22 protein-coding genes and 1 pseudogene are annotated in these 19,248 nt (G+C 73.3%); 10 read left to right on the top strand and 13 right to left on the bottom strand.

Annotated features, from left to right (window positions below):
- The first annotated feature begins 106 nt into the window (after positions 1–106).
- Positions 107–247 (top strand): hypothetical protein, encoded by a 141-nt coding sequence (locus AC3EVP_RS03510; RefSeq protein ID WP_200823142.1) that lies wholly within the window; start codon positions 107–109, stop codon positions 245–247.
- Between the two features lie 90 nt (positions 248–337).
- On the opposite strand, the gene AC3EVP_RS03505 is transcribed toward AC3EVP_RS03510, so the two are convergent.
- The 4 genes from AC3EVP_RS03505 to AC3EVP_RS03490 all read right to left on the bottom strand — a co-directional run bounded on the left by AC3EVP_RS03505 (position 338) and on the right by AC3EVP_RS03490 (position 3,650).
- On the bottom strand, positions 338–946 hold the full coding sequence (locus AC3EVP_RS03505; protein ID WP_335977459.1) for a MarC family protein: 609 nt from the start codon (positions 944–946) through the stop codon (positions 338–340).
- 190 nt (positions 947–1,136) lie between these two features.
- Positions 1,137–1,997 (bottom strand): PHP domain-containing protein, encoded by an 861-nt coding sequence (locus AC3EVP_RS03500; RefSeq protein WP_335977460.1) that lies wholly within the window; start codon positions 1,995–1,997, stop codon positions 1,137–1,139.
- A gap of 166 nt (positions 1,998–2,163) precedes the next feature.
- On the bottom strand, positions 2,164–2,802 hold the full coding sequence (locus tag AC3EVP_RS03495; protein ID WP_335977462.1) for a DUF6758 family protein: 639 nt from the start codon (positions 2,800–2,802) through the stop codon (positions 2,164–2,166).
- Positions 2,803–3,062: 260 nt separating this feature from the next.
- Positions 3,063–3,650: a suppressor of fused domain protein gene (locus AC3EVP_RS03490; protein WP_335977465.1), complete on the bottom strand. Its 588-nt coding sequence runs from the start codon at positions 3,648–3,650 to the stop codon at positions 3,063–3,065.
- Between the two features lie 419 nt (positions 3,651–4,069).
- Between AC3EVP_RS03490 and AC3EVP_RS03485 the strand changes: the two genes are divergently transcribed.
- The 3 genes from AC3EVP_RS03485 to AC3EVP_RS03475 all read left to right on the top strand — a co-directional run bounded on the left by AC3EVP_RS03485 (position 4,070) and on the right by AC3EVP_RS03475 (position 6,814).
- A complete protein-coding gene (locus AC3EVP_RS03485) occupies positions 4,070–5,215 on the top strand; it encodes a magnesium and cobalt transport protein CorA (protein WP_435125837.1) in 1,146 nt (381 codons plus the stop codon).
- Between the two features lie 141 nt (positions 5,216–5,356).
- Positions 5,357–6,259 carry a DMT family transporter gene (locus AC3EVP_RS03480; protein WP_435126267.1) on the top strand — a complete coding sequence of 301 codons (903 nt, stop codon included), beginning with the start codon at positions 5,357–5,359 and terminating at the stop codon, positions 6,257–6,259.
- A gap of 9 nt (positions 6,260–6,268) precedes the next feature.
- Positions 6,269–6,814 (top strand): hypothetical protein, encoded by a 546-nt coding sequence (locus AC3EVP_RS03475; protein ID WP_435125834.1) that lies wholly within the window; start codon positions 6,269–6,271, stop codon positions 6,812–6,814.
- A gap of 19 nt (positions 6,815–6,833) precedes the next feature.
- Here AC3EVP_RS03475 and AC3EVP_RS03470 read toward each other — a convergent pair whose 3' ends face one another.
- Positions 6,834–7,556: a hypothetical protein gene (locus AC3EVP_RS03470; RefSeq protein WP_435125832.1), complete on the bottom strand. Its 723-nt coding sequence runs from the start codon at positions 7,554–7,556 to the stop codon at positions 6,834–6,836.
- Between the two features lie 189 nt (positions 7,557–7,745).
- Between AC3EVP_RS03470 and AC3EVP_RS03465 the strand changes: the two genes are divergently transcribed.
- The 3 genes from AC3EVP_RS03465 to AC3EVP_RS03455 are packed head-to-tail and all read left to right on the top strand — an operon-like array spanning position 7,746 to position 10,923.
- The gene (locus AC3EVP_RS03465) at positions 7,746–9,116 is read left to right on the top strand and encodes a magnesium transporter MgtE N-terminal domain-containing protein (RefSeq protein WP_435125829.1); all 1,371 of its coding nucleotides are present in this window, start codon (positions 7,746–7,748) and stop codon (positions 9,114–9,116) included.
- Positions 9,106–9,720 carry a DUF1003 domain-containing protein gene (locus AC3EVP_RS03460; RefSeq protein ID WP_335977477.1) on the top strand — a complete coding sequence of 205 codons (615 nt, stop codon included), beginning with the start codon at positions 9,106–9,108 and terminating at the stop codon, positions 9,718–9,720. Before AC3EVP_RS03465 ends, AC3EVP_RS03460 begins: the two co-directional genes overlap by 11 nt.
- Positions 9,721–9,753: 33 nt before the next feature.
- Positions 9,754–10,923 carry an Mrp/NBP35 family ATP-binding protein gene (locus AC3EVP_RS03455; protein WP_335977479.1) on the top strand — a complete coding sequence of 390 codons (1,170 nt, stop codon included), beginning with the start codon at positions 9,754–9,756 and terminating at the stop codon, positions 10,921–10,923.
- Between the two features lie 59 nt (positions 10,924–10,982).
- On the opposite strand, the gene AC3EVP_RS03450 is transcribed toward AC3EVP_RS03455, so the two are convergent.
- The 4 genes from AC3EVP_RS03450 to sigE all read right to left on the bottom strand — a co-directional run bounded on the left by AC3EVP_RS03450 (position 10,983) and on the right by sigE (position 14,074).
- Positions 10,983–11,600, bottom strand: a complete 618-nt coding sequence (locus AC3EVP_RS03450; RefSeq protein ID WP_435125825.1) for a hypothetical protein — start codon at positions 11,598–11,600, stop codon at positions 10,983–10,985.
- A gap of 164 nt (positions 11,601–11,764) precedes the next feature.
- Positions 11,765–12,283 carry a sec-independent translocase gene (locus AC3EVP_RS03445; protein WP_435125823.1) on the bottom strand — a complete coding sequence of 173 codons (519 nt, stop codon included), beginning with the start codon at positions 12,281–12,283 and terminating at the stop codon, positions 11,765–11,767.
- Positions 12,284–12,446: 163 nt separating this feature from the next.
- The gene (locus AC3EVP_RS03440) at positions 12,447–13,310 is read right to left on the bottom strand and encodes a zf-HC2 domain-containing protein (protein ID WP_435125820.1); all 864 of its coding nucleotides are present in this window, start codon (positions 13,308–13,310) and stop codon (positions 12,447–12,449) included.
- The gene (gene sigE, locus AC3EVP_RS03435) at positions 13,307–14,074 is read right to left on the bottom strand and encodes an RNA polymerase sigma factor SigE (protein ID WP_335977491.1); all 768 of its coding nucleotides are present in this window, start codon (positions 14,072–14,074) and stop codon (positions 13,307–13,309) included. Before sigE ends, AC3EVP_RS03440 begins: the two co-directional genes overlap by 4 nt.
- Positions 14,075–14,189: 115 nt before the next feature.
- On the opposite strand from sigE, the gene AC3EVP_RS03430 reads away from it, so the two are divergent.
- On the top strand, positions 14,190–14,906 hold the full coding sequence (locus AC3EVP_RS03430; protein ID WP_435126264.1) for an O-methyltransferase: 717 nt from the start codon (positions 14,190–14,192) through the stop codon (positions 14,904–14,906).
- 140 nt (positions 14,907–15,046) lie between these two features.
- Here AC3EVP_RS03430 and AC3EVP_RS03425 read toward each other — a convergent pair whose 3' ends face one another.
- The gene (locus AC3EVP_RS03425) at positions 15,047–15,214 is read right to left on the bottom strand and encodes a DUF3117 domain-containing protein (protein ID WP_073493047.1); all 168 of its coding nucleotides are present in this window, start codon (positions 15,212–15,214) and stop codon (positions 15,047–15,049) included.
- A 246-nt stretch (positions 15,215–15,460) separates the two neighbouring features.
- Here AC3EVP_RS03425 and AC3EVP_RS03420 point away from each other — a divergent pair, with 246 nt between their 5' ends.
- On the top strand, positions 15,461–16,243 hold the full coding sequence (locus AC3EVP_RS03420) for an enoyl-CoA hydratase/isomerase family protein (protein WP_435125816.1): 783 nt from the start codon (positions 15,461–15,463) through the stop codon (positions 16,241–16,243).
- A 42-nt stretch (positions 16,244–16,285) separates the two neighbouring features.
- Here AC3EVP_RS03420 and AC3EVP_RS03415 read toward each other — a convergent pair whose 3' ends face one another.
- Together AC3EVP_RS03415 and AC3EVP_RS03410 are read right to left on the bottom strand one after the other, a co-directional pair.
- Positions 16,286–16,873 carry a DNA-3-methyladenine glycosylase I gene (locus tag AC3EVP_RS03415; RefSeq protein ID WP_335977503.1) on the bottom strand — a complete coding sequence of 196 codons (588 nt, stop codon included), beginning with the start codon at positions 16,871–16,873 and terminating at the stop codon, positions 16,286–16,288.
- 148 nt (positions 16,874–17,021) lie between these two features.
- Positions 17,022–17,399 (bottom strand): annotated as a pseudogene (locus tag AC3EVP_RS03410) (DivIVA domain-containing protein); the annotation flags it as partial.
- Between the two features lie 158 nt (positions 17,400–17,557).
- Between AC3EVP_RS03410 and folP the strand changes: the two are divergent.
- Positions 17,558–18,370 (top strand): dihydropteroate synthase, encoded by an 813-nt coding sequence (gene folP, locus AC3EVP_RS03405; protein WP_435126261.1) that lies wholly within the window; start codon positions 17,558–17,560, stop codon positions 18,368–18,370.
- 37 nt (positions 18,371–18,407) lie between these two features.
- On the opposite strand, the gene AC3EVP_RS03400 is transcribed toward folP, so the two are convergent.
- Positions 18,408–19,238: an LOG family protein gene (locus tag AC3EVP_RS03400; protein WP_335977505.1), complete on the bottom strand. Its 831-nt coding sequence runs from the start codon at positions 19,236–19,238 to the stop codon at positions 18,408–18,410.
- Positions 19,239–19,248 lie beyond the last annotated feature (10 nt).

Genomic DNA, 19,248 nt, shown 5'->3' with positions numbered 1-19,248 from the left:
CGCCGGCGATTAGTTAAGGCAGGAAAGTTTTTCGTTAGTCTGGGGAATGTTTAGAAGGGGGCGTTCGTTGACCACACATGTAACGCGCGACGAAGGGAGAAGCCCCATGCGCTTTGAGATCATGCGACTCGACGACGTCAACGGCGAGGCCGTGGACAGCACCGTCGTGGACGCCAACGCTGTCGACAGGATCGTGCAGCAGGCCGCCGCTCTCGGGCAGCGCATCTACATCCGCCCCGCGGACTGATCACAGGCCCGACGCAACGGCGCCCCGTACCGACTGGATGTACGGGGCGCTTTCGCCTGTCCGGGCCCGATCGCCCGCCGGGCCGGGGGTTCAGCCCTCGCCGTGGACGAAGCCGATGACGCCGTTCGCCACCGACTGCACCGCGATCGCGGACAGCAGCATCCCCGACAGCCGGGTCACCAGCACCACCCCGCCCTCCTTGATCAGCCGGATGATCGCCAGCGAGTAGCGCATGGTCAGCCACAGCACCAGGTGCATCGCGGCGATCGCCAGCCACACCGAGAGCTGCTGCCCGAAGCCGTGCGCGTGCTGCACCGCGAGGATCACCGTCACGATGGCGCCCGGCCCGGCCAGCAGCGGCATGCCGAGCGGCACCAGCGCCACGTTGACGTCCTTCGTCTGCGTCGGCTCGTCCGCCTTGCCCGTCAGCAGGTCCAGCGCGATCAGCAGCAACAGCAGCCCCCCGGCCACCCGCAGCGCGGGCACCGAGACGTGCAGGTAGTCCAGGATCTGCTGGCCGCAGACGCCGAAGACGGCGATCACCCCGAGGGCGACCGACGCCGCCTGCCACGCCATCCGCCGCTGGACCTTCGTCGCCCGCCCCGAGGTCAGGGCGAGGAAGATCGGGGTGATCCCGGGCGGGTCCATGATCACGAACAGGGTGAAGAAGACCGACCCGAACAGGGTGACGTCGAACATGCGTGAAGGCTTTCTGCAAGGCGCCGCGCGGACCGGGCGGACCCGGCGGGGGCGGCGTCAGGGGATGAACGTCGAGCACGGCGCCTCGGCGGGCGCCTCAAGGGACAAGGGGGGCCGCGCGGACGGCGCCGCGCACCACGGCTCCCCGCACACCGGCGCGGGAAAGCGGGGCCGAAAGGAATCCGGTGCGCTAGACCGCCGAGATGGGGACCGCGCCGGTGGCACGGCGCGCGATCTCCCGGTAGACCTCGGGGTCGGTGACGCACTCCCCCAGCCGGACCGTCTTGCGGTCGCCGTGGTAGTCGCTGGAGCCGGTGGCCAGCAGGTCGTGCTCGGCGGCGAACGCGCGCAACCGCGCCCTGGTCGCGTCGTCGTGGTCCACGTGGTCCACCTCGATGCCGTCCAGCCCGGCCGCGGCCAGCTCCGCGATCACCGGCTCCGGCACCGTCTCACCGCGCTTGTGCGCCCCCGGGTGCGCGAAGACGCTCACCCCGCCCGCGGCCTTCACCAGCCGCACCGCGTCGAAGGGGTCCAGTTCGTGCTTGTCGACGTACGCGCGGCCGTCGTTGGCGAGCCACTCCTCGGTGAACGCGTCCGAGACACTGGCCACCACGCCCGCCTCGACCATCGCCGTGGCGATGTGCGGCCGGCCCACCGAGCCGTCCCCGGCGATCCGTGCGACCTGCTCCCACGTCACCGGCACGCCCAGTTCCTGGAGCTTCGCGACCATCCCGCGCGCCCTGGGCACCCGGTCGTCCCGGACGAGTTCGCGCTCCCGGTCCAGCTCCGGCTCGGCCGGGTCGAAGAGGTACGCCAGCATGTGCATGCTGATGCCGTCGATCCGGCAGGACAGCTCCGCGCCGGTCACCAGCGTCAGCCCGCCCGGCGCCAGCCCGCGCACCGCGGCGGCCGCCTCCGCGTACCCGCTCACCGTGTCGTGGTCCGTCAGCGCCACCACGTCCAGCCCCGCGGCCACCGCGTTCCGTACCAGGTCGGCCGGCGCGTCCGTGCCGTCCGACGCCGAGGAGTGGGTGTGCAGGTCTATTCGCACAGCGCGCTCCGCGGGTCTAGGGGGGTCGTAAGTGGCCGCCGCCAGCATAACCCTCCGGGGTGGTGCGTTCTGTGGGTGCCGGGATCTCACGGTCCGCGGTGGCTGGTCGCGCAGTTCCCCGCGCCCCTGGGTCTGCTCGGCCCCTCCCGCGGAAGGGGCACCCCGCTTACGTGAGGAGGCGGGGGGTGAGGGCGCCGCAGGGGAGGAGGTCGACTTCGGCGCCGGCGTCGCGGAGGTCGGTCAGGACCAGTTCGTCGTACATGAGCAGCCCCGTCTGCTCGGGCCAGACGATGGCCCAGAGCCAGAGCCCGCGGGCCTCGCCGGCGAAGACGACGCGGTCGTCGGGCACGCCTTCGACGTGCCAGAGCGGGGTGGGCCGCCCGGCGGCGAGGACCTTCGCGTGGGGCGGCCGGTCCACGCACATCCCGGGCCCCGGGTCGGGCCCGTCGATCCCGGCGAACCTGGCACCGAGCCCGACCCCCAACTCCTCGGCCACGAGCAGGAGTTCCCCGGGACCGCCGAGCGGCCCGGGGCCCGAGCAGGAGACGGCGGTGGCGCGGCCGCCACTGCGGTCGTCACCCGCGGCGGCCACCCCGGAGAAGAGCCAGCCGACGGGCAGCGGCCACGGCATCCACACCGGCACCTGGGAGCGGTTCACCACGACGCCCAGGGCCTCGACGCTGGGCGGGACCACCGGTTGGAGCGGATGCACGGCCCCGTGCAGATCGCACTGCCAGGAATCGGCGAAGAGTCCGGGCGCACGGACCCTGCCACCGCACTTCGGGCAACTGGGTTCGCCCCTCATAAATCACCACGGTCCTCCTGGCCCCTCCCCCGCGTCAAGGACGATCACCCCTCCGGGGGCGCGGCGCCACCCCCCCAGAGTGCCCCGCCCCCGCCGTCACGGGACCTTGCGGTCCGCCGTGGCTGGTCGCGCCGTTCCCCGCGCCCCTGGGTCTGCTCGGCCCCTCCCACGGAAGAAGCTCGCGCCTCGAAGGGGCGCGGGGAACGGCGCGACCAGCCACCCCCCACCGCAAGGTCCCGCAACCCGGCGGGCCGGGCACCCTAGGGGGTCAAGGCCACCGCTTTCCGCAGGGGGTCGCGTAGATCCGTTTCATGGGTGAGCCACCGGTCCTGGAGGGCCGCGGCCCCGTGCACCCGCTTCCACGCGGCTTCCGCCGGCGTCATCGGGAGGAGGGGGAAGAAGCGCACCGGGTCGAGCGGTTCGGGGAGGGCCACGTCGGGGACGAGCCCACCGGGTTCGGCGACGAGCACCGCGGAGAAGGGCGCCCCGGGCCACAGCGGCTCGGTGGTGTCGAGGGAACTCCCGGGGGCGATGACCAGCCCCTCGACCTGGGGCGAGGCGGCGAGCACCGCCAGCGGCCGCAGCACTTCGCGGGTGTCGGCGAGCCCCGCCCGCACCGTGAGGAGCAGTTCGGCGCGCGGCCCGCGCAGCGGGTCCGCCACGGTCGCCAGCGGATCGGCCATCGGCTGCGCCGACATCCCGAGCGTGGCGTAGCGCACCAGGTCACCGGTGGTGAAGCGGAGCACCTCGATGCGGTCGGCACCGACGAAGGTGACCGCGGCACGGGCGTCGGGCGCCCCGAAGGTCTCGGACAGCCGCGCCTCGACGAGCGCCGGAACATCAGCCATACGGCGAGCATAGAACGCGTACAGAACCGGTAAGGCGGCGCCGAGTACGCATCCGGGCTTGCTAAAGTGGAGTGTTCACTCGCGCACCAAGGACATCCCTCAGCGGGGATCGGCCGGAGGAGGTGGGGACTGACATGGATCCGAGTCGACCGTGCAGTACCGGCAGCTCTTCCGTATGCCGTTTCGCGCGCTGAGTTTCCCGCCGTACGCGCACGTCGCGCGTTTTCTACCCGGCTGACCGGGTCCAAAACGCGCCACGTCCACGGATGACGGCCCCTTCGTCACCGGTCCGGTGCGAAGGACGGCTCCCGCGGAACCGCCGCAGCGGAAGAGCGCCCTGAACTGCCTGCGATCACCCCTCCTTGATCCGCATTTCAGCGCGGCGCCATGCCGTCGGCCAGTCCGTGAAGGAGCTTGCCATGTCGATGATCCGCGACCTGCGTGCAGTCGTACGCCCCGCCCTGCGCCCGACCCTGCGCAGGACCACCACGACCTACGAGTACGAACCCGTCCAGGAGCCGGACCTCGCCAGCGCGGTCGTGGACTGCGCCGTCTACCGCGACGGTGTGCGCGACGAGGACGCCACGGATCTGCGGACGGCGCTGGCGGCGGTGCGCCGCGGCCGGCCGGGCGCCAAGTGCGACGGCAGCGACGGCTTCGTGTGGATCGGGCTGCACGAGCCCAGCGAGCAGGAGTTCGCGGGCGTCGCCGAGGAGTTCGACCTGCACCCGCTGGCCGTGGAGGACGCCGTCCACGCCCACCAGCGGCCGAAGCTGGAGCGGTACGACAACTCCCTGTTCGCGGTCTTCAAGACGATCCGTTATGTCGAGCACGCCGAACTCACCGCCACCAGCGAGGTGGTGGAGAGCGGCGAGGTGATGGTCTTCACCGGCCGGTACTTCGTGATCACCGTCCGGCACGGCGGCCACGGGTCGCTGCGCGCGCTGCGGCACCGGCTGGAGGACGACCCGGAGCTGCTGGCCAAGGGCCCCTCGGCGGTGCTGCACGCGATCGCGGACCAGGTCGTCGACGACTACCTCGCGGTCTCCGAGGCGGTGCAGGACGACATCGACGAGGTCGAGATCGACGTGTTCTCCGCGCACAACGGGAAGACCTCGCGCGGGGGCGACGCCGGGCGGATCTACCAACTCAAGCGCGAGGTGCTGGAGTTCAAGCGGGCGGTGACCCCGCTGCTGCGGCCCATGCAGTTGCTCGGCGAGCGGCCGATGCGGCTGGTCGACCCGGAGATCCAGAAGTACTTCCGGGACGTGGCCGACCACGTCGCGCGCGTGCACGAGCAGGTGACCGGGTTCGACGACCTGCTCAACTCGATCCTCCAGGCGAACCTGGCACAGGCGACCGTGGTGCAGAACGAGGACATGCGCAAGATCACCGCGTGGGCGGCGATCCTGGCGGTGCCGACGATGATCACCGGCGTCTACGGGATGAACTTCAAGCACATGCCCGAACTTGGCTGGAAGTACGGGTATCCCGTGGTGCTCGTGGCGATCCTGGCGATCTGCTACGCGATCCACCGGGGCTTCCGCCGGAACGGCTGGCTCTAGGAGCGCAGCGGCCGCCTCCAGGACGGAACGGCCGCCTCCGGGACCTGTGGTTCCGGTCCCCGCGGACGGTTCCGGGCACCGCCGCCCGTTCCGTACGCTTGTGCGGTGAACACGAGTGAGCGGACCGCCGAGCAGGGTGGGGTGGCGGCCGCGGAGGGCGCCGCCGGGGCGGTCGACGCCGGGCGCGGGGCGGACCTGGTGCTGCTGGCCGTGGCGATCGCCGGGGTGTCCCTGTCGGCGCCGCTGATCGCGGCCACGGCGGCGCCCGCGCTGGCGATCGCGTTCTGGCGGAACGCGATGGCCGTCGGGGTGCTGAGCCCGGTGGCGCTGTGGCGGCACCGCGGCGAGCTGCGGCGGATGGGGCCGCGGGCGCTGGGCCTGTCGGTGCTGGCCGGGCTGCTGCTGGCTGCGCACTTCGGCCTGTGGCTGCCGAGCCTGGGCATGACGTCGGTCGCCACCTCGACCGCGCTGGTGACGACCACGCCGATCTGGACCACGCTGATCCTGCGGTTGCGCGGCCACCGCCCGCCGCGGCTGGTGTGGGGCGGCACCGCGCTGGCGGTGGTCGGTGTGCTGATCCTCACCGGGCTGGACCTGTCGACGGACGGGCGGGCGCTGGCCGGTGACGCGCTGGCGCTGGCCGCCGGGCTGGCCGCGGCGGTGTACATGCTGCTCGGCTCTCAGGTGCGGCGGACCGCGACGACGACGGCGTACACGTTCGTCTGCTACACCACGACGGCGGTGGCGCTGCTGTGCGCGTGCCTGGTCTCCGGGTCGGCGCTGGGCGGGTACGACGGGCGGACCTGGCTGAAGATCGCGGCGCTCACGGTGGCCGCGCAGCTGCTGGGGCACTCGCTGCTGAACCGGGTGGTGCGGGGTCTGGGGCCGTCCACCACGTCGACCGCGATCCTGCTGGAGACGCCCGGGGCCGCGCTGATCGCCGGGCTGTGGCTCGGCCAGACCCCGCCCGCGGCCGCCTACCCGGCGCTGGCGGTGATCCTCGCCGGGCTGGCCCTGGTGATCCTCGCCGATCGCCGCCGATAGCCTGGGCCCATGTCGACGCCGTCCACGCCCTCCCCCGCCCCGTCCGCCGCGCCCTCCGCCGACGAGGAGCTGGCGGCGCTGGTGGAGGAGGCCGCGAAGAAGTCCGGGCTGGTCTGGGTGAACGGGCAGGCGGTGTGGCACCTGTGGCTGGACGGCGGCCTGCACCTGGTCGCGGGGCCCGGTGAGCAGCCGGTGCCGGGGCTGGTGGACGGCGGTACGGCGACGGTGACCGTGCGCAGCAAGGACAAGGGCGGCCGGCTGGTCGGCTGGGTGGCGCGGGTGGCGGTGCTGGCGCCGCACAGCGAGCCCTGGGAGGCGGCCGTCGGCGAGATGAAGGGCAAGCGGCTGAACGCGGTCGACGCGGAGGAGCTGCCGGCGCGGTGGGCGGCGCAGTGCCAGGTCTTCCGGCTGGCGCCGACCGGGAGCGTGCCGGAACACCCGGGTGCGATGCCCGACTCCTCGGGCGCGGCCGTGCCCGCCGCCACCTCGGCGACCACCCGCCGGCCGGCGCCCGCGGGGCTGCCGAAGCTGCTGGCGCGCCGCCGCAGGACCTGACCGCCTGCCCGGCCGGCGGCTACTTGCCGACGGTCTTGCCGTAGTCGACCACCTCGGACTTGGCCGGGGCGGCGAGCGTGAAGTCCTCGCCCCAGTCGGAGAGGGTCAGGGTGCCCCCGCCGCCGGCGCGCTCGTAGCGCAGCGGGTAGGGCGAGCCCTTGAGGGAGACGTCCAGGGAGCCGCCCTTGGTCCCGTCGAGCGCGATGGTCCTGGTGCCGCCGACCTTGCGGTGGTCGCCGGCCTTGACCTCGCCGTCCAGCACGAAGAGGTCGGCGAGCAGTGTCTTCTTGTCGGTGAACCCGGAGAACTGCTGGTAGGACGGGTCGGTGGACGGCACCTTGACGTACTTGCCGTTGAGTTTCTCGGCCGCGGCCTTGCTGTTCTTGTCGCTGTCGTCGGCGCCGTAGAAGTCGGCGCCGGCCTTGAGGTAGAGGTCGTCGCCGACCCGCAGCAGCTGGAAGGTGTCGCCCTTGGTGCTGACCTCGCCGACGCCGCCGTTGCCGCGCAGCCGCATGTCCAGGCGGTAGCTGTGGCCGCCGCTGACCACGGTGCCGGCCAGCCGGACCGCGGTGGCGCCGGCGGCCGCGGCCTTCGCCTTCTGCTCGATGGTCGCCGCGGGGAGCTTGCCGACGCCGTTGGTGCCGGCGTCGGGGTCGCTGCCGAGGCCGAGGCAGCCGGTGAGCAGGCTGCTCGCGCCGAGCGCGGCCAGGGTGGCGGCAAGTGTCCTGCGGCCGTGGTGCACGGGTGGTTTCCTCCAGGGGCGGCGGCTGCGGGCCGCCTCGAAGCTACCGCAGGGTTACTCCCGGGGACCATCCCGCGCGGCGGGCAAGATCGGCCCGGAGTAGCCTGAAGCGCGTGTGGCGGGTGTGGCCCGCAGGCACCGGAGCCAGCCCACCGGAGCAGCTGTCCGCGGACCGTAGGAGGCACCGACATGGCGGCAGGCGCCACTCGGGTCTTCGTCTCGCACCTGGCCGGGGTCGCCGTCTTCGACCCGAACGGCGACCAGGTCGGGCGGGTGCGCGACGTGGTGGTGATGCTGCGGGTGCGCGGCCGCCCGCCGCGGGTGCTGGGCCTGGTGGTCGAGGTGGCCAGCCGGCGGCAGATCTTCCTGCCGATGACGCGGGTGACGGGGGTGGAGTCCGGGCAGGTCATCACGCCCGGCGTGGTGAACATGCGGCGCTTCGAGCAGCGGCCGACCGAGACGCTGGTGCTGGGCGAGCTGCTGGACCGCCGGGTGCGGCTGGCCACCGACGAGTCGGGCTCCCCCGCCGAGACGCCCGCCGCCGCGGCCCGCTCGGCCGCGGGCGAGGCCCCTTCCGTCGAGGTGACCGTGCTCGACGTGTCGATGACGCAGCTGCCGTCCCGGCGGGACTGGGAGATCGACAAGGTCTTCGTCCGCCGCGGCAAGGGCGGGGCGCTGCGCCGCCGGGGCGAGACGCTGACCGTGGACTGGTCGGTGGTGAGCGGCTTCTCGCTCGCCGAGGAGGGCCAGGGCGCGGAGAACCTGGTGGCGACCTTCGAGCAGCTGCGCCCGGCCGACCTGGCGAACGTGCTGCACCACCTGTCGCCCAAGCGCCGCGGCGAGGTGGCCGCCGCCCTCGACGACGACCGGCTCGCCGACGTCCTGGAGGAGCTGCCCGACGACGACCAGGTGGAGATCCTCGGCAAGCTGGAGGAGGAGCGGGCCGCGGACGTGCTGGAGGCGATGGACCCCGACGACGCCGCCGACCTGCTCGCCGAGCTGCCGCCCGAGGAGCAGGAGCGGCTGCTGACCCTGATGCGGCCGCATGACGCCGCGGGCGTACGGCGGCTGCTGTCGTACGAGGAGCGCACCGCGGGCGGGCTGATGACCACCGAGCCGATCGTGCTGCGCCCGGACGCGACCGTCGCCGACGCGCTGGCCCGTATCCGCCACCCCGACCTGTCGCCCGCGCTGGCCGCCCAGGTGTACGTGTGCCGGCCGCCGGACGACACCCCGACCGGCAAGTACCTGGGCCTGGTGCACTTCCAGCGGCTGCTGCGCGAACCGCCGTTCACGCTGCTCGCCTCGATCGTGGACACCGACCTGCAACCCCTGGGGCCGGACACCGGGCTGCCGTCGGTGACCAGCTTCCTGGCCACGTACAACATGATCTCCGCGCCGGTGGTGGACGACAGCGGGTCGCTGCTGGGCGCGGTGACGGTGGACGACGTACTGGACCACCTGCTGCCCGACGACTGGCGGGAGACCGCGCTGTACGACGCGGCGGAGGACGGCCCGGGCGGCGCCGGCGGCCGGACGGGGGTGCCCGGTGGCCGCTGAGGAGCGCGAACGGACCCGGCACCCCTCGGGGGCCACCGCGACCGGGCGGCCGCGCCGCAACCGGCTGGACCAGCCGCGCGCGCCGCGCCGCAGCCTGCTGCCGTCCTACGACCCGGACGCGTTCGGCAAGCTCTCCGAGCGGGTGGCGCGGTTCCTGGGCACCGGGCGGTTCATCGTCTGGATGACGGTGATCATCGTCGCGTGGCTGCTGTGGAACGTCTTCGCGCCCCGGTCCTTCCAGTTCGACCCGTACCCGTTCATCTTCCTGACCCTGATGCTCTCGCTCCAGGCGTCGTACGCGGCGCCGCTGATCCTGCTCGCGCAGAACCGGCAGGACGACCGGGACCGGGTGAACCTCGAACAGGACCGCAAGCAGAACGAGCGGAACATCGCCGACACCGAGTACCTGACCCGGGAGGTGGCCGCGCTGCGGATGGGCCTGGGCGAGGTCGCCACCCGGGACTGGATCCGCTCGGAGTTGCAGGACCTGCTGCGGGAGCTCGAGGAGCGGCGCCCGGCCGCTGAGCTGACCGGCACCGACCGGCACACCGCCGAACGCAACGGCGCCGCCGCCCGTGACGAAGGAGACGGCCGGGGGCGCTGAAGGGCCGCCGCCCACGGCCGTATCCTCGTGCGTATGGCTACCGCTCTGCACGGTTCGACCCCGACCGGCACCCCCACCGACGACGCCGTACGCGCCGCCCTGGCGACCGTTGACGACCCGGAGATCCACAAGCCGATCACCGAGCTCGGCATGGTGAAATCCGTGGACATCGCCGAGGACGGCGCGGTCGCGGTCACCGTCTACCTGACCGTGTCCGGCTGCCCGATGCGGGACGAGATCAGCGGCCGGGTCACCGCCGCGGTGCAGGGCGTGCCCGGGGTGACGTCGGTTCAGGTCGGGCTGGACGTGATGAGCGACGAGCAGCGCCGCGAGCTGGCGGCGTCGCTGCGCGGCGGCCAGGCCGAGCGGGAGATCCCCTTCGCCCAGCCCGGCTCGCTGACCCGGGTCTACGCGGTCGCGTCCGGCAAGGGCGGGGTCGGCAAGTCCTCGGTGACGGTCAACCTCGCCGCCGCGATGGCCGCCGACGGGCTGAAGGTCGGCGTGGTCGACGCGGACATCTACGGGCACAGCGTGCCGCGGATGCTCGGGGCGGACGGCCGGCCGACCCAGGTCGAGAACATGATCATGCCGCCGTCGGCGAACGGCGTGAAGGTCATCTCGATCGGCATGTTCACCCCCGGCAACGCGCCGGTGGTCTGGCGCGGGCCGATGCTGCACCGCGCGCTCCAGCAGTTCCTCGCGGACGTGTACTGGGGCGACCTCGACGTGCTGCTGCTCGACCTGCCGCCCGGCACCGGCGACATCGCGATCTCCGTCGCCCAGCTGATGCCGAACGCGGAGATCATCGTGGTGACCACCCCGCAGCAGGCCGCGGCGGAGGTCGCCGAGCGGGCCGGGGCGATCGCGGTGCAGACCCACCAGAAGATCGTCGGCGTGGTGGAGAACATGGCGGGGATGCCCTGCCCGCACTGCGACGAGGTCGTGGAGGTCTTCGGCACCGGCGGCGGCGACCGGGTCGCCGAGGGGCTCTCCCGCACCACCGGGACCACGGTGCCGGTGCTCGGGCGCATCCCGATCGACGTGCGGCTGCGCGAGGGCGGCGACGACGGCCGCCCGGTCGCCCTGACGAACCCCGAGTCGCCGGCGGGAGCGGCACTGCGCGGCATCGCCGCGAAGCTCACCACCCGCTCCCGCGGCCTGTCCGGGATGTCCCTCGGCATCACCCCGCGCAACAAGTTCTGACCGGCCGCCGCCCGCGAGGCCCCGTCACCCCACCGGACGGGGCACCCCGGCGGGTCCGGCTAACCCGTGTACGCGGCCAGGTCGGGGACGGCGGCCAGGGCGAGGCCGTACGCGGAGAGGTTGCGGCCGTAGGCGCCGAGGTGGACGCCGCTCGGGGCCGACCCGGCCATCACCCAGCCGTACTCCGACTCGCGGTAGTGGAACGCGGTGGGCTCCCCGTCGACCGGTAGCGTCAGCGACGACCACCCGGCCCCGGTCAGCTCGTCCGCCAGCTCCCACGCCGCCGAGATCTGCTGGTCCAGCCAGTCCTGGCGCAGCGCGCGGTCCATCCGGGTGGGCCAGGTCGCCGACAGCAGCCCGGAACCGGCCAGCCAGGCCGCGGTGGACACCGAGGTGGCCTCCATGACCCCGGTGCCGTCCGCGCTGCGCCGCAGCGGCCGCTGGGCGACGGTCACCACGACCGCGAACTTCTGCCCCTCCGGGTCGGCGGCCTCCGCCTTGAGGGACGGCTCGTCGCCGTGCCCGATCGCGCCGTGTTCGACGGCCCCGTCCGCGCTGGTCCCGAGCTGGCCGAGCCACCGGGGCCCGGTGAACGCCTGGTCCAGGCCGTACCAGGTGAAGTCGGCCGACAGGTAGCCCTCGACCGCCCCCTGTTGCGTGCCGGTCTTCGTCTCCATATGGGTCGCGCCTCCTCGATGACCGCCCGCCCTCCGGGGCGACATGCCATCTTGCCCGACCCTGGGCGGTTTCGGCTGGCGAAACGGCGTGGGGTGATGCCGAACACACGGACAACGGCCATGCAATCGGGTGAAAACGTGAATTCAGGTTGACGCTCGGGGGATCACGTCGCGTCGGTGTCGAAGGGCGGCGGCTCCTCGGCGGTCGGCTTCTTCAGCCGGTCCGGGGTGCCCCCGGCCTCGGCGGCACCGGAACCCGCGGAACCCGCGTTCGCCGAGGAGGCTGACGCGGCCGACGAGCCGTTGACCCCGGTCCGGACCCCGTTGACCGCGTCGGTGACCTCCGCCATGTCCTTGCGCAGGTCGGTGACGTCGAGATCCTTGCGCAGGTCCAGGCTCTTGCCGAGGTCCCGCAGCTCGCCGAGGCCGTACTCGTCGTTCTCGCTGTTGATCAGGTTCTTGCGGATGAAGGTCTTCGGGTTGAGGTCCTCGAACTCGAAGTCCTTGAACTCCGGCCCCAGCTCGCGGCGGATGTCCTCCTTCGCGCTGTCGGAGAACTCCCGCACCTTCCGGATGAACGCCATGGCGTCGTGGATCAGCTTGGGCAGTTTGTCCGGGCCGAAGACGAGCACCGCAAGGACGACGATCGCGACCAGCTCCAGCGGGCCTATGTCGAAGAACACCTTGCAGCTCCTTGTGACGTCCACGGCCGGCGTGGGCGGGGACCGGCGGAATTCACGGTACCTGCCCGAGCAGGCAATACGGGAGTGGCTGTGGCCAACACTATGCTGCCGCCGGATGACGGCCCGGGCCGACACCGCCCGGCCCCGGGCTCCCGATCCCCGCCTAGCGCAGCGGGAACGTGCGGCTCGACGTCTGCTGCACCGGCGCTATCAGCGGCACCGACGTGGCGGAGGCGACCACCGTCCGCGTGGTCCGCCGCTCCTCGCGGTCCGCGCTGAGCACGCCGCGCGGAATGGTCCCGCGGGTGTCGGAGACCTGGCCCGCGCTGAGCGGGCTGACCGCGGGGCCGTCGTCCGGCCGGGCGGCGCCGTCCATCGACGCCTCCATCGGCAGCGCGCTGCCGATCGCGATCGCGGCCATCGAGAAGGCGCCGGCCGCGGCGAACGCGAACCGCCGCCCGCGCGAGGCGCTGTCATGGACCCGGAAGCCCCGCCCGCGGCTGTCCGCGGCGGGCAGCAGGTCGGCGGCCGGGCCGAGGAACGCGAAGTCCTCCCGCCGCGCGCCGCCCAGCCGGGAACCGGACCGGGTCAGGCCCGAACCGGAGCGGTCGGCGTCGGGGTCGGAGAGCACGGAGTCCGGCACGGAGGGCCGCGACCCGAGGAAACCGCCGTCGAACGGGCCGCGGTGCCGGCCGAAGCCGCCCGCCTCGTCGGCCGACAGGCCGTCCGGGCGGGACGGACCGCCCGGCCCGTCCCTGCCGTCCATGGCCGGCAGGCCCTGGAGGCGCGCCAGCAGGCCGGCCGAGATGGCCGGCAGCTCCGAGCCGGCGATGACGCTCTTCAGCCGCCGCTGCTCGGCAGCGGCGGTCTTGCACTGTGCGCATGTCGCGAGATGGGCCATCACCCGGTCCCGGCTGTCGTCCGACAGCTCGCCGTCGACGAAGGCGGCGAGCCGGTCACCGAGGTGCTGCTCGGCGGATGCAGGACGTTGGGGACGGTGCTGCTCGCCTGAACCGCTGCTGCTCACGCTCTGCCGCCCTCCAGGGGTTTGGGTGCGGTGGCAGCGAGGGCGGGCGCCGGGCGCGCTCCGGGCGCCCGGTGCTCCAGAGCCTTGCGCAGGTGCGAGCGGCCGCGGTGGATACGGCTCCGCACGGTGCCCAGCTTCACCCCGAGGGTCGCGGCGATCTCCTCGTACGACAGCCCCTCGATGTCGCAGAGCACCACCGCGGCCCGGAACTCCGGCGCGAGGGTGTCCAGCGCCTGCTGGACGTCCGCGTCGAAGTGGGTGTCGCTGAAGTGCTGCGCGGGGGACGGCTCGCGGCTGGGCAGCCGCTCCGCCGCGTCGTCGCCGAGGGCGTCGAACCGGATGCGCTGGCGGCGCCGCACCATGTCCAGGAAGAGGTTCGTGGTGATGCGGTGCAGCCAGCCCTCGAAGGTGCCGGGCGTGTAGGTGGACAGGGAGCGGAAGACCCGCACGAAGACCTCCTGGGTGAGGTCCTCCGCGTCGTGCTGGTTCCCGGTCAGGCGGTAGGCCAGCCGGTACACCCGGGCACTGTGCGTGCTGACGATCTCCTCCCAGGAAGGAGGCGTCCACGTCGGGCCGTCTCCGTCGGTGGCGAACGTCGCGGTCACGGTCGCGGAGTCGGTCGTGGGTGAACTGTCATCAGCGGTGTTGGTCACGGATTTGGGCTGTCCGGTGGACTTGCGGAAGCGGTCGAGCATTCCCCGGTCACCGGTCACAGCCGCACCTCCCCTGTCGGCTCTGGTGGTCTCCAGTAGAGCCCCTACCATATCCACCTCGCCCGTTAGCTCCGGATAAGTGCGCTGCTGCCATAGCGGGGAGGGGCCGGTGCGGCGTCCCCGCCGGGGGCTGTTGCCACCCGTGCCCCATCTAACGCGCGGTCCCATCAGCAGGTTCCCGGCGGCAGCGGATACAGTCGCCCGGTCGGCGCAATTGCAAGGAGAACGACGGACCAGGGGAGCGGCCATTATCGGCAACCGGCAGGCGAGCTGGGCGTTCGCGGACGCGTACGTGGCCGAGGACGAAGCCCTGGTCCACGCCCGCGCCCGCTCGCACGCCGCCGGGCTGCGCGCGGTCTCCCCCGGCACCGGCGCGGCGCTGCGGCTGCTGGCCGGCGCCTGCGACGCGAAGGCCGTGGTGGAGATCGGCACCGGCGCCGGCGTCTCCGGCATCCACCTGCTGCGCGGCATGCGGCCCGACGGGGTGCTGACCACGGTGGACTCCGAGCCCGACCGGCAGCAGCTCGCCCGCGAGGCGTACCGCGAGGCGGGGCTCGCGGCGAACCGGGCCCGCTTCATCTGCGGCCGCGCCCTCGACGTCCTGCCCCGCCTCACCGACGGCGGTTACGACCTGGTGTTCTGCGACGCCGACCGGCTGGAGTGCCTGGACTACCTCGACGAGTCGCTGCGGCTGCTGCGCCCGGGCGGCGTGCTGTGCTTCGAGGGCGCCTTCGGGCAGGGCCGGGCGCTGGACGCGGCCCACCAGGACGCCGAGTCCGTGCACTTGCGCGAACTGATGCGGACGGTGCGCGACAGCCCGCGGCTGGCACCGGTGCTGCTGCCCACCGACGACGGGCTGCTGTGCGCGGTGCGCCACGCCTGAGGCGCCTGCCGCCTGAACGCCTGCCCCCACCGGTCACACCCGCGCCGGTCGCACCCGCCGGTTACCCCCGCCGCCGGAAAAGGCGCACGGCCACGTACGTGACTTCCGTACGTGGCCGTGGTGGTTTCGGACCGCTGGTCTCAGACGATGGCCTTCTTCAGCGCGTCGCCCAGGGCGTCCGCCTCGTCCGGGGTCAGCTCGACAACAAGCCGCCCGCCACCCTCCAGCGGAACGCGCATGATGATGCTCCGCCCCTCCTTGGTCACCTCGAGCGGGCCGTCACCCGTCCGCGGCTTCATGGCCGCCATGCTCGTTCCCCTTCCTGAAACCAGCTCGGACTCGAACACATTGGTTCTCGGCCATTATCCCGCATCAGTCGACCCGATGACCAATAGCCGTAGCACTCCGTTGTACATTCCGATCCCCCAAAACCGGCTATTCCGGCGGGCGGGGCGGCTCCCGGACCCGCCGCGGTTTGACGTACGTCACATGTCGGACCGTCACCGGGTCCGGCATCCTAACCAGGACACTTGCCGCGACGAAGGGGTTCAGGCATGGGCGAGAGCGTGCTGTACGAGGTCGAGGACGGCTTGGCGACGGTCACCCTGAACCGGCCGGAGGCGATGAACGCGCTCGACACGGGCACCAAGGACGCGCTGCGCGACACGCTGCGGGCGGCGGGCGCGGACGAGGCGGTGCGCGCGGTGCTGCTGGCCGCCCGCGGCCGGGCGTTCTGCGTCGGGCAGGACCTCAAGGAGCACGTCGGCATCCTGGAGCACGGCGGCGGGCTGTCGACGGTCGCCGAGCACTACAACCCGATCGTCACCGCGCTGGCCACCATGCCCAAGCCGGTGGTCGCCGCGGTGAACGGCGCGGCGGCCGGGGCCGGGGCCGGGTTCGCGTTCGCCGCGGACTACCGGGTCGCCGCGGACACCGCGTCCTTCACCACCGCGTTCGCGGGCGTGGCGCTGTCGACCGACTCGGGCATGGCGTGGACGCTGCCGCGGCTGGTCGGGCAGGCGCGGGCCGCCGAACTGCTGCTGTTCCCGCGGTCGGTGCCCGCGGCCGAGGCGCTCTCGCTGGGGCTGGTGCACCAGGTGGTGCCGGCCGCGGAGCTGGCGGACACGGCGGTCGCCCTGGCCCGGCGGCTCGCGCAGGGACCGACGGTCGCGTACGCGGCGATGAAGGAGGCGCTGGCGTACGGGGCGTCGCACAGCCTGGTCGAGACCCTGGCGCGCGAGGACGTGCTCCAGGCGCGGGCGGGGGCGTCGGCGGACCACCGGGAGGGCGTCGCGGCCTTCGTCGGCAAGCGGAAGCCGGATTTCCGCGGCAACTGAGGCGGCGCTGACGGGGCGGGCCCGGCGGCCGGGCCGCCCCGGTCAGCGGGCGGTGCAGGCCGCCAGGTGGTCGTTGACCAGGCCGCACGCCTGCATCAGGGCGTGGGCGGTGGTGGGGCCGACGAAGCGGAAGCCGCGCTTCTTGAGGTCCTTGGCCAGGGCGGTGGACTCCGGGGTGATCGCGGCGACCTCGGCGAGGCTGCGCGGGGCCGGGCGCTTGGCCGGGTCGGGGGCGAAGGACCAGACGAGCGCGTCGAGGCCGCCGTCGTAGCTGTCGCGCACGGTGCGGGCGGCGGCGGCGTTGGCGATCGCCGCGTCGATCTTGGCGCGGTTGCGGATGATCCCGGGGTCGGCGAGCAGCCGGGCGCGGTCGTCGTCGGTGAAGGCGGCGACCTCGTCGACGGCGAAGTGCCGGAAGGCGGTCCGGAACGTCTCGCGGCGGCGCAGGATGGTGATCCACGACAGCCCGGACTGGAAGGCCTCCAGGCAGATCCGCTCGAAGAGGGCGTCGTCGCCGTGCACCGGCTTGCCCCACTCCTTGTCGTGGTAGTCCAGGTAGTCGGGCGTGGACAGGCCCCACGGGCAGCGGAGCAGGCCATCGGGGCCGGGGATGGCGGCGCCGTCACTCACCGGCGCCGCCCTGCTGCCCGTAGCCCTGCTGCCCGTAGCCGTTGCCGGGGCCGCCCTGGGGGCCGCTGTCGGGGCCGTTGTCGGGGCCCGCGATGGGCTCCTGGCCGTAGGTGTGGCCCTGCCCCTGGTATTCCTGCCCGTAGCCGTTCCCGGCGCCGTACGGGCCCTCCGGGGCCGTTCGCGGGGCCTGCCCGGGGGCGGCCGGGCCGGCGGGGGCGCCGTAGGGGTGCCCGCCGGCGTGGACGCCCGCGAGGTGGGCCTCCAGCTCGGCGATCCGGGCGTCGCGCTCGGCGAGTTCGGCGCCGAGCCGCTCCAGCACCTCGTCCACGTCGACCATGCGGTAGCCGCGCAGGCCCACCGGCAGCCGGACCGCGTCCACGTCGGCGCGGGCCAGCGGGCGGTCCGGGGGCAGCCGGTCCTGGAGCCGCTCGGGCTCGGCGTCCTTCAGCGCGCCGCCGTCGCCGAGCACGGCCAGCGCCACCGCCGCGACCACCGCGACGAGCGCGATGAGCATGAACCAGAACACGTCGATACTCCCGGGGTACGCCCAGCGACCTGCCGTCCGGATCGGCGGGTCGTCCATGTCAGGCACGATCGTGCCACGATCGCATGAGTCTGAGATGAGGAGTGACCGTGGGACTTCGGCTGGGCAGCCGGGAATTCGGCGCGCGGGAGCCGGTGATCATGGCGATCGTCAACCGCACGCCCGACTCGTTCTACGACCAGGGGGCGACCTTCACCGACGAGCCGGCGCTCGAACGGGTCGCGCGGGTGGTCGACGAGGGCGCCGCGATCGTGGACATCGGCGGGGTCAAGGCGGGCCCGGGCGAGGAGGTCTCGGCGCAGGAGGAGATCCGGCGCACGGTGGACTTCGTCGCGGAGGTGCGGCGGCGCCACCCGGACGTCGTGATCAGCGTGGACACCTGGCGGCACGAGGTCGCCGAGGCGGTCTGCGCGGCCGGCGTCGACCTGCTCAACGACGCGTGGGGCGGGGTCGACCCGGAACTGGCGGTGGTGGCCGCGCGCCACGGGGTGGGGCTGGTGTGCACCCACGCGGGCGGCGCGCAGCCGCGGACCCGGCCGCACCGGGTCGCCTACGACGACGTGATGGCCGACATCCTCGACGTCACCGTCGGGCTCGCCGAGCGCGCCGAGCGGCTCGGGGTGCGGCGCGACGGCATCCTGATCGACCCCGGGCACGACTTCGGCAAGAACACCCGGCACTCCCTGGAGGCGACCCGGCGGCTGCCGGAGATGACGGCCACCGGGTGGCCGGTGCTGGTCTCCCTGTCCAACAAGGACTTCGTCGGGGAGACGCTGGACCGGCCGGTCAAGGAGCGGCTGATCGGCACGCTGGCGACCACCGCGGTGTCCGCGTGGCTGGGGGCGCAGGTGTACCGGGTGCACGAGGTGCCCGAGACCCGGCAGGTCCTGGAGATGGTCGCGGCGATCGCCGGCGACCGGGCCCCCGCGGTGGCCCGCAGGGGGCTCGCCTGACCCTCCCGGACCGGCCCGGAGGGTCAGGGCGGCGTGCTTACGCGCTCTCCTTGGTGACCCGCTCCACCGCGTCGTCGACGTCGTCGGTGACGTGGAAGAGCTCCAGGTCGGCCGGGGACGCCTTGCCCTCGGCGACGAGGGTCTGGCGGACCCAGGAGACCAGGCCGCCCCAGTAGTCGCTGCCGAACAGCACGATCGGGAAGCGGGTGACCTTCTTGGTCTGCACGAGGGTGAGCGCCTCGAAGAGCTCGTCCAGGGTGCCGAAGCCGCCGGGCAGCACCACGAAGCCGCGGGCGTACTTGACGAACATCGTCTTGCGGACGAAGAAGTAGCGGAAGTTGACGCCGATGTCGACGTAGGGGTTGAGCCCCTGCTCGAAGGGCAGCTCGATGCCGAGGCCGACGGAGACCCCGCCGGCCTCCAGGGCGCCCTTGTTGGCCGCTTCCATGGCGCCGGGGCCGCCGCCGGTGATCACGGCGAACCCGGCTTCCGCGAGCGCGCGGCCGATCCGGACCCCGGCGTCGTACTCGCGGGAGTCGACCGGGGTGCGGGCGGAGCCGAACACGCTGACCGCGGAGCCGAGTTCGGCGAGCGCGCCGAAGCCCTCCACGAACTCGGACTGGATGCGCAGCACCCGCCACGGGTCACTGTGCACCCAGTCGGTGGCGCCGCGGCTGTCCAGCAGCCGCTGGTCGGTGGTGCCGGAGAGCACCTGTCCACGTCGGCGGATCACCGGACCGGTGTGCCGCTCCGGCCAGCCCCGGCCCTCCGGGCGGCCCTCGGCGGCGGCGTTCGCCGCGGCCGCGGCCTCCTGCTTGTCACCCGCGTTCCCCTTCGCGTCGTCGGGGTCGGTTGCGTCAGTTGTCATACCCGCAGCG

The sequence above is a fragment of the Actinacidiphila sp. bgisy144 genome, from assembly GCF_057708105.1.
Note: the sequence above shows the minus strand (reverse complement) of the source record. Positions and strands in the feature narration are given on the sequence as shown.

Bases quoted from the DNA above. Each gene is read 5' to 3' on its own strand.
- AC3EVP_RS03495 (WP_335977462.1), bottom strand. From the start codon at position 2,802: ATGAGGGGCGAACCCAGTTGCCCGAAGTGCGGTGGCAGGGTCCGTGCG.
- AC3EVP_RS03475 (WP_435125834.1), top strand. From the start codon at position 6,269: ATGTCGACGCCGTCCACGCCCTCCCCCGCCCCGTCCGCCGCGCCCTCC.
- AC3EVP_RS03420 (WP_435125816.1), top strand. From the start codon at position 15,461: ATGGGCGAGAGCGTGCTGTACGAGGTCGAGGACGGCTTGGCGACGGTC.
- sigE (WP_335977491.1), bottom strand. From the start codon at position 14,074: ATGGTAGGGGCTCTACTGGAGACCACCAGAGCCGACAGGGGAGGTGCG.
- AC3EVP_RS03455 (WP_335977479.1), top strand. From the start codon at position 9,754: ATGGCTACCGCTCTGCACGGTTCGACCCCGACCGGCACCCCCACCGAC.
- AC3EVP_RS03400 (WP_335977505.1), bottom strand. From the start codon at position 19,238: ATGACAACTGACGCAACCGACCCCGACGACGCGAAGGGGAACGCGGGT.
- AC3EVP_RS03505 (WP_335977459.1), bottom strand. From the start codon at position 946: ATGTTCGACGTCACCCTGTTCGGGTCGGTCTTCTTCACCCTGTTCGTG.
- AC3EVP_RS03510 (WP_200823142.1), top strand. From the start codon at position 107: ATGCGCTTTGAGATCATGCGACTCGACGACGTCAACGGCGAGGCCGTG.
- AC3EVP_RS03490 (WP_335977465.1), bottom strand. From the start codon at position 3,650: ATGGCTGATGTTCCGGCGCTCGTCGAGGCGCGGCTGTCCGAGACCTTC.
- AC3EVP_RS03425 (WP_073493047.1), bottom strand. From the start codon at position 15,214: ATGGCGGCCATGAAGCCGCGGACGGGTGACGGCCCGCTCGAGGTGACC.
- folP (WP_435126261.1), top strand. From the start codon at position 17,558: ATGGCGATCGTCAACCGCACGCCCGACTCGTTCTACGACCAGGGGGCG.
- AC3EVP_RS03465 (WP_435125829.1), top strand. From the start codon at position 7,746: ATGGCGGCAGGCGCCACTCGGGTCTTCGTCTCGCACCTGGCCGGGGTC.
- AC3EVP_RS03485 (WP_435125837.1), top strand. From the start codon at position 4,070: ATGTCGATGATCCGCGACCTGCGTGCAGTCGTACGCCCCGCCCTGCGC.
- AC3EVP_RS03450 (WP_435125825.1), bottom strand. From the start codon at position 11,600: ATGGAGACGAAGACCGGCACGCAACAGGGGGCGGTCGAGGGCTACCTG.